Origin of the sequence: Streptomyces sp. NPDC020747 (genome assembly GCF_044334695.1) — a bacterium.
GTDB lineage: Bacteria > Actinomycetota > Actinomycetes > Streptomycetales > Streptomycetaceae > Streptomyces.
Window position 1 is genome coordinate 342,976 of sequence record NZ_JBIRTJ010000003.1, and the last position, 15,090, is coordinate 358,065.

Here is a 15,090-nt window from a genome sequence, read left to right on the forward strand (position 1 = left end):
CTCGTCTCGCGAGCTCTTCGTCGAGCTCACGACCTGGGCAGGAACGGGCGGACAGAGTTAGAGTAACCGAACGATCGGTCGGGACAAGGGGGTCCGCTGAACCTGTGGACAACCCCGTGCGGGAGGATCGCGAGCATGACAGCACTCGACCTCGCCGGCTCCGTGGCCGTCGTCGGTACCGGCACCATGGGCCAGGGCATCGCTCAGGTCGCGCTCGTCGCGGGCCACCCCGTACGGCTGTACGACGCCGTGCCGGGCCGAGCCCGGGCCGCGGCCGACGCGATCGCCGCCCGCCTCGACCGGCTCGTCGAGAAGGACCGGCTGACCGGCGCCGAACGGGACGCCGCCCGCGCGCGTCTGCGCCCCGCCGAGAGCCTCGCCGACCTCGCCGACTCGGGCCTGGTCGTCGAAGCCGTCCTGGAGCGCCTGGACGTCAAACAGCAGCTGCTGCGCGAGCTGGAGGACATCGTCGACGACGACTGCCTGCTCGCCACCAACACCTCCTCCCTGTCGGTGACCGCGATCGGCGGCGCCCTGCGCAACCCCGGCCGTTTCGTGGGACTGCACTTCTTCAACCCCGCGCCGCTGCTGCCCCTCGTGGAGGTCGTCTCCGGGTTCGCGACCGACGTCACGTCGGCCACGCGCGCGTACGAGATGGCCCGCGCCTGGGGGAAGACCCCGGTCGCCTGCGCCGACACCCCTGGCTTCATCGTCAACCGCATCGCGCGGCCCTTCTACGCCGAGGCCTTCGCGGTCTACGAGGCGCAGGCCGCCGACCCCGCCACGATCGACGCGGTCCTGCGCGAGTCGGGCGGCTTCAAGATGGGCGCCTTCGAACTGACCGACCTCATCGGCCAGGACGTCAACGAGTCCGTCACGCGCTCCGTGTGGGAGGCCTTCTTCCAGGACGTGCGGTTCACGCCCTCGCTGGCCCAGCGCCGGCTCGTGGAGTCGGGCCGCCACGGCCGCAAGTCGGGGCACGGCTGGTACGACTACGGGGACGAGGGCGACCGTCCGGAGCCGCACACCGCGGAGAAGGTCCAGCCGCCCGCCTACGTGGTCGCCGAGGGCGATCTGGGCGCCGCGTCCGAGCTGCTCGCGCTGATCCGCGAGGCGGGCATCCAGGTCCGCGAGGACGAGGAGGACCACGGCACCCGGCTGGTGCTGCCGAGCGGCGGCCAGCTGGCCCTCGCGGACGGCCAGACCGCCGTCGAGTTCCGTGACGTCGTCTACTTCGACCTCGCGCTCGACTACCGCAGGGCGACCCGGATCGCCCTGTCCCACTCGCAGGACACCCAGACCCAGACCCTCGCCGAGGCCACCGGGCTCTTCCAGGCGCTCGGCAAGGACGTCAGCGTCATCGGGGACGTGCCCGGCCTGATCGTCGCCCGCACGGTGGCCCGCATCGTCGACCTGGCGCACGACGCCGTCGCCAAAGGAGTGGCCACCGAGGAGGACATCGACACGGCGATGCGCCTGGGCGTCAACTACCCCCTGGGGCCCTTCGAATGGAGCCGCAGGCTCGGCCGGGCCTGGGCCTACGACGTCCTGGACGACCTGCACATGCGCGACCCGTCGGGGCGTTACGCGCCGTCCCTCGCGCTCTACCGCCACGCGTACGCCTCCGAGAAGCGGGAGGGCACCCCATGACCACCGCCAAGCGCGACACCTACACCCCGGAGACGCTGCTCTCCGTGGCCGTGCGGGTCTTCAACGAGCGCGGCTACGACGGCACCTCCATGGAGCACCTCTCCAAGGCGGCGGGCATCTCCAAGTCGTCGATCTACCACCACGTCACGGGCAAGGAGGAGCTGCTGCGCCGGGCCGTCAGCCGGGCGCTCGACGGCCTCTTCGGGATTCTCGACGAGGAGCACGCGCGCGTGGGGCGTGCCGTGGAGCGCCTGGAGTACGTCACCCGGCGCATGGTCGAGGTCCTCACCGCCGAGCTGCCGTACGTGACGCTGCTGCTGCGCGTGCGCGGCAACACCGACGCCGAGCGGTGGGCCCTGGAGCGGCGCCGGGACTTCGACCACCGGGTGGCGGAGCTCCTGAGAGCCGCGGCCGCCGACGGGGACGTACGCGTCGATGTGGAGTTCCGGCTCGCGACGCGGCTGGTCTTCGGGATGATCAACTCGATCGTGGAGTGGTACCGCCCCGACGGGCGGGGCATGGGCGAGCGCGAGGTCGCCGACGCGGTGGTGCGGCTGGTCTTCGGGGGGCTCCGGCAGGAGGACTGAGGCGCGGGAAGAGCCCGAAGCCTCCAAAGGTGCAGGTCACCCCTGCGGCTCCAGGTCCTCCTCCTCGAACACGAGCAGCGTCCGTGTGCTGAGCACCTCGGGGATGGCCTGGAGCCGGGTGAGCACCAGCTCGCGCAGCGCCCTGTTGTCGGGCGTGTGCACCAGGAGCAGGACGTCGAAGTCCCCGCCCACCAGAGCGATGTGGGAGGCCCCCGGAAGCGCCCTCAGCTGCTCGCGCACGGTGCGCCAGGAGTTCTGCACGATCTTGAGGGTGATGTACGCCGAGGTGCTGTGCCCCGCGCGCTCGTGGTCGACGCGGGCACCGAAGCCGCGGATCACGCCGTCCTCGATGAGGCGGTTGATGCGCGCGTAGGCGTTCGCGCGCGACACATGGACGCGCTCGGCCACGGACCGTATCGAGGCGCGGCCGTCCGCCTGGAGCATCTGGAGGATGTCCTGATCGATGGCGTCCAGCGGGCGCGGCGGCGGCAGGGAGGATCCCGCCTCAGGCCCCTCGGCCATTTGTTCAGGTGCCATGTCCCCCCGCCTCCCTACCATGGACGTACTGCGTCCATCTCAGGCTGTGGAGAACCGTTTGTCCACAGCCTGGAGGTGCCTGTAGCCAAAATGTGCCGACGACCGAACAATCGGTAGGTGAGGCGCGTCACTCTCGGCACGCCTCTCGAAGCCGCCCACGAGGAGGTGCCGACATGACGGTCATGGAGCAGCGAGGCGCATACCGGCCGACCCCGCCGCCCGCCTGGCAGCCCCGCACCGACCCCGCGCCGCTGCTGCCCGACGCGCTGCCCCACCGCGTCCTCGGCACCGAGGCGGCCGAGCGGGTCGACCCGGAGCTCCTGCGCAGGCTGTACGCGCAGCTGGTGCGAGGCCGCCGCTACAACGCGCAGGCCACCGCCCTCACCAAGCAGGGCCGCCTCGCCGTCTACCCCTCCTCCACCGGCCAGGAGGCCTGCGAGGTCGCCGCCGCGCTGGTCCTCGAAGAGCGCGACTGGCTCTTCCCGAGCTATCGCGACACGCTCGCCGCCGTCGCCCGCGGCCTCGACCCCGTCCAGGCGCTGACCCTGCTGCGTGGCGACTGGCACACCGGCTACGACCCGCACGAGCACCGGATCGCGCCTCTGTGCACGCCGCTCGCCACCCAGCTCCCGCACGCCGTGGGCCTCGCGCACGCAGCTCGCCTCAAGGGCGACGACGTGGTCGCGCTCGCCCTGGTCGGCGACGGCGGCACCAGCGAGGGCGACTTCCACGAGGCGCTGAACTTCGCCGCGGTCTGGCAGGCCCCGGTCGTCTTCCTCGTACAGAACAACGGCTTCGCGATCTCCGTCCCGCTCGCCAAGCAGACCGCGGCCCCGTCGTTGGCCCACAAGGCCGTCGGCTACGGGATGCCCGGCCGCCTGGTCGACGGCAACGACGCCGCCGCCGTGCACGAGGTCCTCGGCGACGCCGTCGCCCACGCGCGCGCGGGTGGCGGTCCGACGCTCGTGGAGGCGGTCACGTACCGCATGGAGGCGCACACGAACGCCGACGACGACAAGCGCTACCGCGGCGACTCCGAGGTCGAGGCCTGGCGTGCGCACGACCCGATCGCCCTCCTGGAGCACGAGCTGACCGAGCGCGGGCTGCTCGACGAGGCGGGGATGCGCGCCGCGCGCGAGGACGCCGAGGCGATGGCCGCGGACCTGCGCGAGCGCATGAACCAGGACCCGGCGCTCGACCCGATGGACCTCTTCGCGCACGTCTACGCCCAGCCCACGACGCAACTCCTGGAACAGGAAGCACAGTTGCGGGCCGAGCTGGACGCCGAGGCACGCCACCACGAGGGCGAACACGAGTCGGAAGGAACGGCCCGATGACCACCGTCGCGGTGAAGCCGGCCACCATGGCGCAGGCCCTCGGCCGCGCCCTGCGGGACGCCATGGCCGACGACCCGACCGTGCACGTCATGGGCGAGGACGTCGGCACCCTCGGCGGCGTCTTCCGCGTCACCGACGGGCTCGCCAAGGAGTTCGGCGAGGACCGCGTCACGGACACGCCGCTCGCCGAGGCCGGCATCCTCGGCACGGCCGTCGGCATGGCCATGTACGGGCTCAGGCCGGTCGTGGAGATGCAGTTCGACGCCTTCGCCTACCCGGCCTTCGAGCAGCTGATCTCGCACGTGGCACGCATGCGCAACCGCACGCGCGGGGCGATGCCGCTGCCCATCACCGTGCGCGTGCCCTACGGGGGCGGCATCGGCGGCGTAGAGCACCACAGCGACTCCTCCGAGGCGTACTACATCGCGACCCCGGGCCTCCATGTCGTCACACCCGCGACGGTCGCCGACGCGTACGGACTGCTGCGCGCCGCCATCGCCTCCGACGACCCGGTGGTCTTCCTGGAACCCAAGCGCCTGTACTGGTCGAAGGACACCTGGAACCCCGACGAGCCGCAGACCGTGGACCCGATCGGCCGCGCGGTCGTGCGGCACCACGGCCGCAGCGCCACGCTCATCACGTACGGGCCGTCGGTGCCCGTCTGTCTGGAGGCCGCCGAGGCGGCGCGGGCCGAGGGCTGGGACCTCGAAGTCGTCGACCTGCGCTCCCTGGTGCCGTTCGACGACGAGACGGTCTCCGCGTCCGTACGACGCACCGGGCGGGCCGTCGTCGTGCACGAGTCGGGCGGCTTCGGCGGGCCCGGCGGGGAGATCGCCGCGCGGGTCACCGAGCGGTGCTTCCACTACCTGGAGGCGCCGGTGCTGCGCGTGGCCGGGTTCGACATCCCGTATCCGCCGCCGATGCTGGAGCGCCACCATCTGCCGGGCGTCGACCGGATCCTGGACGCGGTGGCGCGGCTGCAGTGGGAGGCACAGAGCTGATGGCACAGGTCCTCGAATTCAAGCTGCCCGACCTCGGCGAGGGGCTCACGGAGGCCGAGATCGTCCGCTGGCTCGTCCAGGTCGGCGACGTCGTCGCCGTCGACCAGCCCGTCGTCGAGGTCGAGACGGCCAAGGCGATGGTCGAGGTCCCCTGCCCGTACGGCGGCGTGGTCACGGCCCGCTACGGCGAAGAGGGCACCGAACTGCCCGTCGGCTCCCCGCTGCTGACGGTCGCGGTGGGGTCACCGGCCTCCGGCGCACTGGCTTCCGGCCCGCTCGCTCCCGGCTCCGGGGACGAGGACAAGGACGAGGGCTCCGGAAACGTACTCGTGGGTTACGGCACGCAGGCGCCTCCGGCGCGGCGCGGACGGCTGCGGCCACCGGGGGCCGGGGCGGCTCCGGTACGGCGGTCACCGGGTTCGCCGTCCGTCGGCGGGCCGGGTCCTGACCGGCTCGGGAACACCGGCAGGGCGGCCGGGACCGAAGCGCCGGCAAGCCGTCGCGCCGGGCTCCCGGACACCGGCCTGGCCGTCGCGGAGGCGCCCGCCGGGTCCGCCGCGCCCGCCGGGTCCGCCGGGTCGGACACGGCCACCCGTCGTCCCGTAGGGGACGAGGAGGCGGTCGTGGACGGGACCGGTGCCGATGCCGGGCGCCGGGCCGACGGTCCCGTGCCGGTGATCTCCCCGCTCGTGCGCAGGCTGGCCCGGGAGAACGGGCTCGACCTGCGGGAGCTGGCGGGCTCGGGTCGCGACGGGCTGATCACGCGCGCGGACGTCGAGCACGCCGTGCGGGCCGCCGCGTCCGCCCCGACCGCCGCGCGGCCACCGCAGGCCGCGGCGCCCGCGCCCCAACCGTCCCCGACGTCCACGTCCACGCGCGCGCGTGGCACCCGCGTTCCGCTCAAGGGCGTCCGCGGTGCCGTCGCCGACAAGCTCTCCCGGAGCCGGCGCGAGATTCCCGACGCGACCTGCTGGGTCGACGCCGACGCCACGGAACTGATGCACGCGCGCGTGCGGATGAACGAGGCGGGCGGGCCGAAGATCTCCCTCCTCGCTCTCCTCGCCCGTATCTGCACCGCCGCGCTGGCCCGGTTCCCCGAGCTCAACTCGACGGTCGACATGGACGCCCGGGAGGTCGTCCGGCTCGACGCGGTGCACCTCGGGTTCGCCGCGCAGACCGAGCGCGGGCTCGTCGTGCCGGTGGTGAAGGACGCTCACACGCGGGACGCGGAGTCGCTGAGCGCGGAGTTCGCCCGGCTCACCGAGGCGGCACGGACCGGGACGCTCACACCGGCGGAACTCACCGGCGGGACCTTCACGTTGAACAACTACGGGGTGTTCGGCGTCGACGGCTCCACGCCGATCATCAATCACCCCGAGGCGGCCATGCTCGGCGTCGGCCGGATCGTCCCCAAGCCCTGGGTGCACGAGGGCGAGCTGGCGGTGCGGCAGGTCGTGCAGCTCTCGCTCACCTTCGACCACCGGGTGTGCGACGGCGGCACGGCGGGCGGATTCCTCCGGTATGTCGCGGACTGCGTCGAGCAGCCGGCGGTCCTGCTGCGGACCCTGTAGCCCCCTCGGCCCCCACGACCTCGTCACCACCCCCGTCCACATACTGTGCGCGGGGGTGGAAATGATCCATCGGGCACCCATACTCGTGGGGTGACCGCGTACGAGCGTCCCAGCGCACCCGGTTCCTCCAGCGCAGCCGGTTCCGCCGTCGGACCCGCGCCCTCCGGCGCGCTCGGTGCCGACGGCCGGCACACGGACGGCCATGACGCCGTCGTGCTCGCCGGCGGCGCCGCCCGCCGCCTCGGCGGGGCGGACAAGCCCGGCGTCCGCGTGGGCGGCCGGGCGCTGCTCGACCGCGTCCTGGCCGCCTGCTCCGGTGCGGCCGTCACCGTGGTCGTCGCGGAGCCCCGGCCCACCGCGCGTCCGGTGGAGTGGGCGCGCGAGGACCCGCCCGGCGCGGGCCCGCTGGCCGCCCTCGACGCCGGCCTCCGGCTCACCGCCGCCGCGTACGTCGTGGTGCTCTCCGCCGACCTGCCCTTCCTGGACGAGAAGACGGTCGAGCGGCTGCTGACCGCTCTTCAAGAGGCAGACACGGAGGGCGTGTTGCTCACCGACTCCGGCGGCCGGGACCAGCCGCTGGTGGCCGCGTACCGGAGTGCGGCGCTTCGCCGCGAGCTGGCGGCCCTCCGTGCCGAGCACGGCGAACTGACCGGGCTGCCGCTGCGTCGGCTCACCGGTGCGCTCGAACTCACCCGTATCACCGACCCCGTCGCGTCCTTCGACTGCGACACCTGGGACGACATCGCCGCCGCCCGGGCACGTATCAGGGAGCATGGGCACGTGTTGGATGAATGGATTACCGCAGTCAAGGACGAGCTCGGCATCGACCTGGACGTCGACACCGGCACCCTGCTCGACCTCGCCCGCGACGCCGCGCACGGAGTGGCCCGCCCGGCGGCACCGCTGACCACGTTCCTCGTGGGATACGCGGCCGCGCAGGCCGAGGGGGGCCCCGAGGCGGTCGCGGAAGCCGCCCGCAAGGCGACGGCACTGGCGCTGCGCTGGGCGGCGGAGGCCGAGGCGGACGACGGCACCGCACCACCCCCGACGGCCCCGCCCGGCACCGGCGGCGGCACGGACACTGGCGCCGGGACCGGGACTCCCGAAGCCCGCCCGGACGCCGGATGACCGCCCCGCGGCAGTACGAGGAGGCCGGCCTCGACGACCTCGACGTGGAGGAGGCACTCGCCCTGGCCAAGGAAGGCGGTGCTCAGGTGCCCGACGGCTCCGGAGCCACTGGAGGTTCTCCCGCCGGGCCCCAGCCGTCACCGCGAGGCGGGAACCGTGAGCCGTCACCGCGAGACGGCAGCCGTACGCACGGGGAGCACACCGCCGACGGAACCGCCGACGGACCCTCCCGGGCTCACACGGCCGAGCACGGCCACCACAGGGCCACCCCCTGGCCCGAGGCCCGCGCCCTCGCCGGGCGGGCCCCCCGCAGGCCGGACGCCCCCGTCTCCGTATCCCTCGACGCCGCGCTGGGCCTCGTACTCGCCGCTCCCCTCGCCGCCCTCACGGACCTCCCGTCGTTCGACACCTCCGCGATGGACGGCTGGGCCGTCGCCGGGCCGGGCCCCTGGGCCGTCCGGGCCGAGGGAGTCCTCGCGGGCCACGCCGAGCACGAGCGCCTGACCGATGGCGAGGCCGTCCGTATCGCGACCGGCGCGCGGATCCCGCAGGACGTCACCGCGGTGATCCGCAGCGAGCACGGCCGCACCGACGAGAAGGAACGGCTCCACGCGACCCGGGAGGTCGTGCCCGGGCAGGACATCCGCCCCCGGGGCCAGGAATGCCGCTCCGGCGATCCCCTGCTGCAGCGCGGCACGGTCGTCACCCCGGCCGTGCTCGGGCTCGCCGCGGCCGCCGGATACGACACCGTCTCGGCCCTCCCCCGGCCCCGCGCCGAAGTCCTCGTCCTCGGGGACGAGTTGCTCACCGAGGGCCTGCCCCACGACGGACTGATCCGGGACGCGCTCGGCCCGATGCTGCCGTCCTGGCTGCGCGCGCTCGGCGCGGACGTCATCGCCGTACGCAGGCTCGGTGACGACGCCGAAGCCCTCCACAAGGCCCTGAGGAACTCCGACGCCGACCTCGTCGTCACGACCGGCGGCACCGCCGCGGGACCCGTCGACCATGTGCACCCCACCCTGCGCCGCCTCGGCGCCGAACTCCTGGTGGACGGCGTCAAGGTGCGCCCCGGCCACCCCATGCTCCTGGCCCGCACCAAGGAGAAGCAGCACCTCGTCGGCCTCCCCGGCAACCCCCTCGCCGCCGTCTCCGGCCTGCTCACGCTCGCCGAACCCCTGCTGCGCACCCTCGCGGGACGCGCTGCCCCGGAGACATACACGCTGCCCCTGAAGGAGACCGTGCACGGCCACCCGTACGACACCCGGCTGATCCCCGTCGTCCTGCGCGAGGACCGGGCCGTGCCGCTGCACTACAACGGACCGGCCATGCTGCGGGGCATCGCCGTGGCCGACGCGCTCGCGGTCGTGCCGCCCGGCGGGGCACGCCCCGGCCAGGAGCTGGAGATTCTCGACCTGCCCTGGGCCACGGCCGGGATCGGGGTGTGTTTCACGTGAAACTTCCGGGCCAGGACGCCATCGCCCGTCACGCGGACGAACGCGTCGTCACCCGTCGGGTGAAACTGCCTCGCCGACGGGTGGAACATCCGTTGAGGCAGGTCGCCAAACGGGTCACCATCGCGCTGCTCGTGCTGGTCGGCACCGCCCTCATCGTCTACGCCGACCACGACGGCTACAACGACAACTCGGACGGTTCGGTCGACCTGCTCGACGCCTTCTACTACGCGACCGTCACGCTCTCCACCACCGGATACGGCGACATCACCCCCGTCAGTGACGCCGCCCGGTTCACCAATATCTTCGTGATCACGCCCTTGCGCGTGATGTTCCTGATCATCCTGGTCGGCACCACTCTCGAGGTCCTCACCGAACGGACCCGGGAGGAGTGGCGACTGAACCGCTGGAGGACCGCCTTGAGGGAGCACACCGTTGTCATCGGGTTCGGCACGAAGGGCCGCTCCGCGATTCAGACCGTGTGCGCGACGGGGCTGAAGAAGGAGCAGGTCGTGGTCGTCGATCCCAACTTCAAGGTGATCGAGGCGGCGACGGCGGACGGGTACGCGGGCGTGGTCGGCGACGCCACCCGCAGTGACGTACTGATCCGCGCCGAGGTCCAGCGGGCCCGGCAGATCATCATCGCGACCCAGCGCGACGACACCGCCGTGCTGGTCACGCTGACGGCCCGGCAGCTCAACCGCGGGGCGAAGATCGTGGCCGCCGTGCGTGAGGAGGAGAACGCGCCGCTGCTCAAGCAGTCGGGCGCCGACGCCGTCATCACCAGCGCCAGCGCGGCCGGCCGCCTCCTCGGTCTCTCCGTGCTCAGCCCCAGCGCGGGCATGGTCATGGAGGACCTCATCCAGCAGGGCAGCGGCCTCGACATCGTCGAACGGCCCGTCATAAAGGCCGAGGTGGGCAAGGGCGTCCGCGAGACCGAGGACCTGGTGGTGAGCGTCGTACGAGGACACCGGGTCCTCGGATACGACGATCCGGCCGTCGGCAAGCTGCAGTTGACGGACCGCCTGATCACCATCATCCGGGTCACCCCGCACACCCAGGTCGCACCGGACATGAGGCCACTGAGGCAGGACTAGCGGCAGGAACAGCCGCAGGGCCGGAGGCCCGGAGTAGCCTCGCCCGCATGCGAGCGATCACTATTCCTGAACCTGGTGGGCCCGAGGCGCTGGTGTGGGACGAGGTCCCGGATCCGGTGCCCGGAGAGGGCGAAGTGCTGGTCGAGGTGGCGGCGAGCGCGGTGAACCGTGCCGATCTGCTGCAGCGGCAGGGGTTCTACGATCCCCCGCCCGGCGCGTCCCCGTACCCCGGACTCGAATGCTCCGGGCGGATCGCGGCGGTCGGTGCCGGGGTGTCGGGGTGGGCCGTCGGGGACGAGGTGTGCGCGCTGCTCTCCGGCGGCGGGTACGCCGAGAAGGTGGCCGTGCCGGCCGGGCAGCTGCTGCCGGTGCCCGAGGGGGTGGGGCTCGACAAGGCGGCCGCGCTGCCCGAGGTGACCTGCACGGTCTGGTCCAACGTCTTCATGATCGCCCACCTCCGCCCCGGCGAGACGCTCCTGGTGCACGGCGGGGCGAGCGGCATCGGCACCATGGCGATCCAGCTGGCCAAGGCCGTCGGCGCGAAGGTCGCCGTCACCGCGGGCAGCAAGGAGAAGCTGGACTTCTGCGCCGAGCTCGGCGCGGACGTGCTGATCAACTACCGCGAGCAGGACTTCGTCGAGGAGATCAAGGCGGCCACCGACGGGGCGGGCGCCGACGTCATCCTCGACAACATGGGCGCCAAGTACCTGGACCGCAACGTCAAGGCCCTCGCGGTCAACGGACGGCTCGCGATCATCGGCATGCAGGGCGGCATCAAGGGCGAGCTGAACATCGCGACGCTCCTGGGCAAGCGCGGAGCCGTCACCGCGACCTCGCTGCGCGCCCGTCCCGCCGGGGAGAAGGCGGCGATCGTCGCGGCCGTACGCGAACACGTCTGGCCACTGGTCTCCGCGGGCCACGTACGTCCGGTGGTCGACCGCGAACTGCCGATGAGCGACGCGGCCGCGGCGCACCGGGTGCTGGAGGAGAGCGGGAACATCGGCAAGGTGCTGCTCACGCTCCCGTAGGACTCGGCGGAGGGCGGGGCCGGGGTTCGGCCGGCCCCGCCTCAGCCCCGCCGTACGCGCAGTGCGACGAACGTGAGGCCGAGGCCCAGACCGATGAGGACCAGCCCGCTGCCGAGGGGCAGGACCCGCAGGACGGGTTCCGAGGCGCGTACGTGGCGGCCGGCGGCCTGCTCGGCATCGACGGGCGGGTGGGACCCCGGCGCGGTGTTCCCGGGCGTCTCGGGGGCGACAGCGCCCTCCGACTGCTCACCGTCCGCTGGACCGTCCGGGTGACCGACCCCGGGGTTCTCCTCCCGCGCCTCCTCTTCCGCCGTCTCCTCCGTGGGCGCGGGTGACCGGCCCGGCCGCTCGCGTCCCTCCCCGGCCCGGCTGCCGGCCCGTGACTCGCCGGGCGCGGGTTCGTACGAGGAGACGTGGGGGACGGCGTACGACAGTGGAGCGGGGCCCGCCAGCAGGACCAGCAGCAGACCGGTCACGCGCAGGGGGCGGAGCCATGGAGTCACGTCGGTGACCCCCTCCTGGTGCGAAGGAACCAAGATCGACGGCACCAGAGTCACACGGGGCGCCCGCACCGGCATCTCGGCCGTCCAGGTGCCGAAGCGGTCACCCTCAGTGACATCCTTGGCGTCCACAGCTGTACGGGGTACAGATACCGGTTATGTCGATACGTCACGGTCTGCTGGCGATTCTGGAGTGGGGGCCCCGCTACGGTTCGCGGCTGCGCACCGAGTTCGAGGCGCGCACCGGTTCCACCTGGCCGCTGAACATCGGCCAGGTGTACACGACGCTGGGCCGGCTGGAGCGGGACGGTCTGGTCGTTCAGCAGGGCGCGGACGAGGCCGGACACGTGCTGTACGCGCTGACGGACGAGGGCCGGGCCGAGCTGCGGTCCTGGTTCACGCGTCCGGTCGAGCGCACGAACCTGCCGCGCGACGAGCTGGCGATCAAGCTGGCCATGGCGGTCGGGGCGCCGGGGGCCGACACAGGGGCGATCGTGGAGGCACAGCGGCGGTATCTGTCGGAGGCGATGCACACGTACACCCGGCTGCGGGCGCAGGCGCTCGCGGAGGGCCCCGGGCACCGGGACGAGGTGGCCCGGCTGCTCGTCCTTGAGCACTTCGTCTTCCGTGCGGAGGCCGAGCTGCGGTGGCTCGACCACTGCGAGGCCCGGCTGCTGCGGCTCGCGGAGGCGGCGGCCACGGATCCGCCGCAGCCGCCGGCACCGCCGGCCTGACGCCCCCCGCCCGTACGCACATGTCGGTACGTACATGGTGGATCACGCCCGGGAGGGGGCACCAGGGTGATGAAGTGTGCGGGTGCGAGAGAATGGCGGCATGGAGATGCCGAGGAACGAAAGGTCGCCGGAGAACCCCCAGATCCTGGTCGTAGGCCAGGACGGGATGGCTCTCGGCGGCGGAGGAGACGAGGACTCCCGTGAGGTCCCGGTGACGGAGATGGTGGAGCAGCCCGCCAAGGTCATGCGCATCGGGAGCATGATCAAGCAGCTGCTGGAGGAGGTGCGTGCGGCACCCCTGGACGAGGCGAGCCGGGTCCGGCTCAAGGAGATCCACGCCAGCTCGGTCAAGGAGCTGGAGGACGGGCTCGCTCCCGACCTCGTCGACGAACTGGAGCGGCTGTCCCTGCCGTTCACGGACGACGGCATCCCTTCCGACGCCGAACTCCGGATCGCGCAGGCCCAGCTGGTCGGGTGGCTGGAGGGGCTCTTCCACGGGATCCAGACCACCCTGTTCGCCCAGCAGATGGCGGCCCGCGCCCAGCTGGAGTCGATGCGCCGGGCGCTCCCGCCGGGTGTCGGCGGCGGCGAGGACGACGACGACCCGCGTGCGGGCGGCCGTGTCGGGGGTCCGTACCTGTAACTGAGTCCGTGCCCCGAACCTGAACCCGTAACTCCGACGACTCCCACAACTCCGAACAGCGCGCGGACGAAAGGGGCCCGGCAGAAATGCCGGGCCCCTTCGCGTTGTCTTCGCGTTGTCCGAACGGTCGTTGAGTCGAACGGTCAGGGAATCAGGCGGGATCGCCCGTCGACACATAGAGCTGGATCTTGGGCATGTTCTTGGGGTCGACGTCCGAGTCCGCGGCGGGGATCTGGCTCATGACCGTGTTCTGGCCGTAGGCGTTCTCGTCGACCGGCTGGTTCTCGTACCGCCAGCCCGCCGCCTGGAGGCAGGTCTTCACCGAGTCCATGTTCTTGAACTTGAAGTCCGGGACCTTGATCTTGTCGGCGTCGTTGTACGACTCCTCGGGCTCCGTGCACTCGGTCTCTTCGATCTTCTTCGTCGTGTCCGGCCCCTTGTGCCCGGCCACCACGGACGCCGACGGGCTGGACTCGGTGCCGCCACCCTTGTCGTCGTCGCCCCCGCCGCCCAGCTGCAGCGCGGCGATCAGCCCGCCGACCGCGGCGAGCGCGACGACGATCGAGCCCACGATCACCGGCGTTCTGTTCTTGCGCCCGCCCCCGGAGGCGGGCGCCGAGGGCTGCTGCGGCGTGATCGTGTACGGCGGCGGGGTCGAGTAGCCCTGCTGCGGGGAGTACGCGGCGGTCTGGGCCGGCGTCTGGTAGGCGCCCTGCTGCGGATAGCCGTACGAAGGCGGGGGCGTGGACGAGTGCGCCGGGGTCGGCGGGCCGTAGGCGCCCGGCTGGTACGGCGTCTGTACGTTCCCCTGCGGAGCCTGGGCCGACTGGTCGACCGGCGGGAACACCGCGGAGCCGACGCCGGCGCCGCTCGACGTCTGGGCGCCCGGCACGATGCTCGGCGGTGCGGCCTGGAACGACTGGGCCACGCGCAGGCACTCGTCGCGCATCGACTCGGCGCTCACGAAACGCTCGTTGGGGTTCTTCTTCAGGGCGCGGGTGATCAGCGCGTCCACGGCCGGTGGCAGCGAGCGGTTGACGGAGGAGGCCAGCACGGGCTCCTCCTGGACGTGCGCATACGCTATGGCCAGCGGCGAGTCCGCCTCGAACGGCAGCCGCCCGGTGACCAGCTGGAACAGCATGATGCCGACCGAGTACAGGTCCGAGCGGGCGTCCACGCCCCGGCCGAGGGCCTGCTCCGGTGAGAGGTACTGCGGGGTGCCGACGACCATGCCGGTCTGCGTCATCGACGTGACACCGGACTGCATGGCGCGGGCGATGCCGAAGTCCATCACCTTGACGACGTTCCGCTTCGTCATCATCACGTTGCCCGGCTTGATGTCGCGGTGGACCAGGCCCATCTCGTGGCTGATCTCCAGTGCCGCCAGCACGTCCGCGGTGATCTTCAGGGCCTTGTCGGCGGGCATCGCGCCGTACTGGGCGATGTCCTGGTCGAGGACCGAGCCGAGCGGGCGGCCCTCGACGTACTCCATGACGATGTACGGAGTCGTCGACCCGTCCAGATCGTCCTCGCCGGTGTCGAAGACCGAGACGATGTTCGTGTGCGTGAGCTTGGCCACCGACTGGGCCTCGCGGCGGAAGCGCTCGCGGAAGGCCTGCTCACGGCCGAGCTCGGTGTGCAGTGTCTTGATCGCGACCTGTCGGTCGAGCACCGAGTCGTACGCGAGATGGACCGAGGCCATGCCGCCCTCGCCGAGCAGGTCGCGCAGTTGGTAGCGCCCGCCGGCGACCGAACGCCCCGCGTACCGGTCGTGTGCGCCGTCCTGGCTCATGTCTCTGCGTCCCCCATCGGCGTGCGCCGTCACG

The 15,090-nt window shown here is 72.4% G+C and carries 14 protein-coding genes; 11 read left to right on the forward strand and 3 right to left on the reverse strand.

What is annotated here, in order from left to right:
• The first annotated feature begins 135 nt into the window (after window positions 1-135).
• A complete protein-coding gene (locus ACH4YP_RS10710) occupies window positions 136-1,650 on the forward strand; it encodes a 3-hydroxyacyl-CoA dehydrogenase (protein ID WP_361064889.1) in 1,515 nt (504 codons plus the stop codon).
• Window positions 1,647-2,237: a TetR/AcrR family transcriptional regulator gene (locus tag ACH4YP_RS10715; protein ID WP_055613049.1), complete on the forward strand. Its 591-nt coding sequence runs from the start codon at window positions 1,647-1,649 to the stop codon at window positions 2,235-2,237. Before ACH4YP_RS10710 ends, ACH4YP_RS10715 begins: the two co-directional genes overlap by 4 nt.
• A gap of 36 nt (window positions 2,238-2,273) precedes the next feature.
• Here the strand turns inward: ACH4YP_RS10715 and ACH4YP_RS10720 are convergent, their stop codons facing one another.
• Window positions 2,274-2,774 (reverse strand): Lrp/AsnC family transcriptional regulator, encoded by a 501-nt coding sequence (locus tag ACH4YP_RS10720; RefSeq protein ID WP_398490241.1) that lies wholly within the window; start codon window positions 2,772-2,774, stop codon window positions 2,274-2,276.
• A 173-nt stretch (window positions 2,775-2,947) separates the two neighbouring features.
• Here ACH4YP_RS10720 and pdhA point away from each other — a divergent pair, with 173 nt between their 5' ends.
• From pdhA to ACH4YP_RS10755, 7 genes are all read left to right on the forward strand, one after another.
• Window positions 2,948-4,111: a pyruvate dehydrogenase (acetyl-transferring) E1 component subunit alpha gene (pdhA, locus tag ACH4YP_RS10725; protein ID WP_361064886.1), complete on the forward strand. Its 1,164-nt coding sequence runs from the start codon at window positions 2,948-2,950 to the stop codon at window positions 4,109-4,111.
• On the forward strand, window positions 4,108-5,112 hold the full coding sequence (locus ACH4YP_RS10730; protein WP_361064883.1) for an alpha-ketoacid dehydrogenase subunit beta: 1,005 nt from the start codon (window positions 4,108-4,110) through the stop codon (window positions 5,110-5,112). Before pdhA ends, ACH4YP_RS10730 begins: the two co-directional genes overlap by 4 nt.
• Window positions 5,112-6,683 carry a dihydrolipoamide acetyltransferase family protein gene (locus ACH4YP_RS10735; RefSeq protein ID WP_398490244.1) on the forward strand — a complete coding sequence of 524 codons (1,572 nt, stop codon included), beginning with the start codon at window positions 5,112-5,114 and terminating at the stop codon, window positions 6,681-6,683. The genes ACH4YP_RS10730 and ACH4YP_RS10735 overlap by 1 nt, the downstream gene beginning before the upstream one ends.
• A gap of 90 nt (window positions 6,684-6,773) precedes the next feature.
• A complete protein-coding gene (locus ACH4YP_RS10740; protein ID WP_398490246.1) occupies window positions 6,774-7,811 on the forward strand; it encodes an NTP transferase domain-containing protein in 1,038 nt (345 codons plus the stop codon).
• The gene (locus ACH4YP_RS10745) at window positions 7,808-9,265 is read left to right on the forward strand and encodes a molybdopterin molybdotransferase MoeA (RefSeq protein WP_398490248.1); all 1,458 of its coding nucleotides are present in this window, start codon (window positions 7,808-7,810) and stop codon (window positions 9,263-9,265) included. The genes ACH4YP_RS10740 and ACH4YP_RS10745 overlap by 4 nt, the downstream gene beginning before the upstream one ends.
• Window positions 9,262-10,359: a potassium channel family protein gene (locus tag ACH4YP_RS10750; RefSeq protein WP_361064875.1), complete on the forward strand. Its 1,098-nt coding sequence runs from the start codon at window positions 9,262-9,264 to the stop codon at window positions 10,357-10,359. The genes ACH4YP_RS10745 and ACH4YP_RS10750 overlap by 4 nt, the downstream gene beginning before the upstream one ends.
• 47 nt (window positions 10,360-10,406) lie before the next feature.
• A complete protein-coding gene (locus tag ACH4YP_RS10755) occupies window positions 10,407-11,387 on the forward strand; it encodes an NAD(P)H-quinone oxidoreductase (RefSeq protein ID WP_361064872.1) in 981 nt (326 codons plus the stop codon).
• 41 nt (window positions 11,388-11,428) lie between these two features.
• On the opposite strand, the gene ACH4YP_RS10760 is transcribed toward ACH4YP_RS10755, so the two are convergent.
• Window positions 11,429-11,890, reverse strand: coding sequence for a hypothetical protein (locus ACH4YP_RS10760; RefSeq protein ID WP_398490250.1), 462 nt, complete (start codon window positions 11,888-11,890; stop codon window positions 11,429-11,431).
• A gap of 155 nt (window positions 11,891-12,045) precedes the next feature.
• On the opposite strand from ACH4YP_RS10760, the gene ACH4YP_RS10765 reads away from it, so the two are divergent.
• Both ACH4YP_RS10765 and ACH4YP_RS10770 read left to right on the forward strand, forming a co-directional pair.
• Window positions 12,046-12,621: a PadR family transcriptional regulator gene (locus ACH4YP_RS10765; protein WP_361064866.1), complete on the forward strand. Its 576-nt coding sequence runs from the start codon at window positions 12,046-12,048 to the stop codon at window positions 12,619-12,621.
• Between the two features lie 100 nt (window positions 12,622-12,721).
• A complete protein-coding gene (locus ACH4YP_RS10770; RefSeq protein WP_143641401.1) occupies window positions 12,722-13,264 on the forward strand; it encodes a bacterial proteasome activator family protein in 543 nt (180 codons plus the stop codon).
• 151 nt (window positions 13,265-13,415) lie between these two features.
• On the opposite strand, the gene ACH4YP_RS10775 is transcribed toward ACH4YP_RS10770, so the two are convergent.
• Window positions 13,416-15,056 (reverse strand): protein kinase, encoded by a 1,641-nt coding sequence (locus tag ACH4YP_RS10775; RefSeq protein WP_398490253.1) that lies wholly within the window; start codon window positions 15,054-15,056, stop codon window positions 13,416-13,418.
• Window positions 15,057-15,090: the final 34 nt, after the last annotated feature.

What these genes read in the sequence shown, in the direction of transcription:
- ACH4YP_RS10745 (WP_398490248.1), top strand. Translation starts at nt 7,808, where the DNA reads ATGACCGCCCCGCGGCAGTACGAGGAGGCCGGCCTCGACGACCTCGAC.
- pdhA (WP_361064886.1), top strand. Translation starts at nt 2,948, where the DNA reads ATGACGGTCATGGAGCAGCGAGGCGCATACCGGCCGACCCCGCCGCCC.
- ACH4YP_RS10735 (WP_398490244.1), top strand. Translation starts at nt 5,112, where the DNA reads ATGGCACAGGTCCTCGAATTCAAGCTGCCCGACCTCGGCGAGGGGCTC.
- ACH4YP_RS10765 (WP_361064866.1), top strand. Translation starts at nt 12,046, where the DNA reads ATGTCGATACGTCACGGTCTGCTGGCGATTCTGGAGTGGGGGCCCCGC.
- ACH4YP_RS10710 (WP_361064889.1), top strand. Translation starts at nt 136, where the DNA reads ATGACAGCACTCGACCTCGCCGGCTCCGTGGCCGTCGTCGGTACCGGC.
- ACH4YP_RS10720 (WP_398490241.1), bottom strand. Translation starts at nt 2,774, where the DNA reads ATGGCACCTGAACAAATGGCCGAGGGGCCTGAGGCGGGATCCTCCCTG.
- ACH4YP_RS10755 (WP_361064872.1), top strand. Translation starts at nt 10,407, where the DNA reads ATGCGAGCGATCACTATTCCTGAACCTGGTGGGCCCGAGGCGCTGGTG.
- ACH4YP_RS10770 (WP_143641401.1), top strand. Translation starts at nt 12,722, where the DNA reads ATGGAGATGCCGAGGAACGAAAGGTCGCCGGAGAACCCCCAGATCCTG.
- ACH4YP_RS10715 (WP_055613049.1), top strand. Translation starts at nt 1,647, where the DNA reads ATGACCACCGCCAAGCGCGACACCTACACCCCGGAGACGCTGCTCTCC.
- ACH4YP_RS10775 (WP_398490253.1), bottom strand. Translation starts at nt 15,056, where the DNA reads ATGAGCCAGGACGGCGCACACGACCGGTACGCGGGGCGTTCGGTCGCC.
- ACH4YP_RS10730 (WP_361064883.1), top strand. Translation starts at nt 4,108, where the DNA reads ATGACCACCGTCGCGGTGAAGCCGGCCACCATGGCGCAGGCCCTCGGC.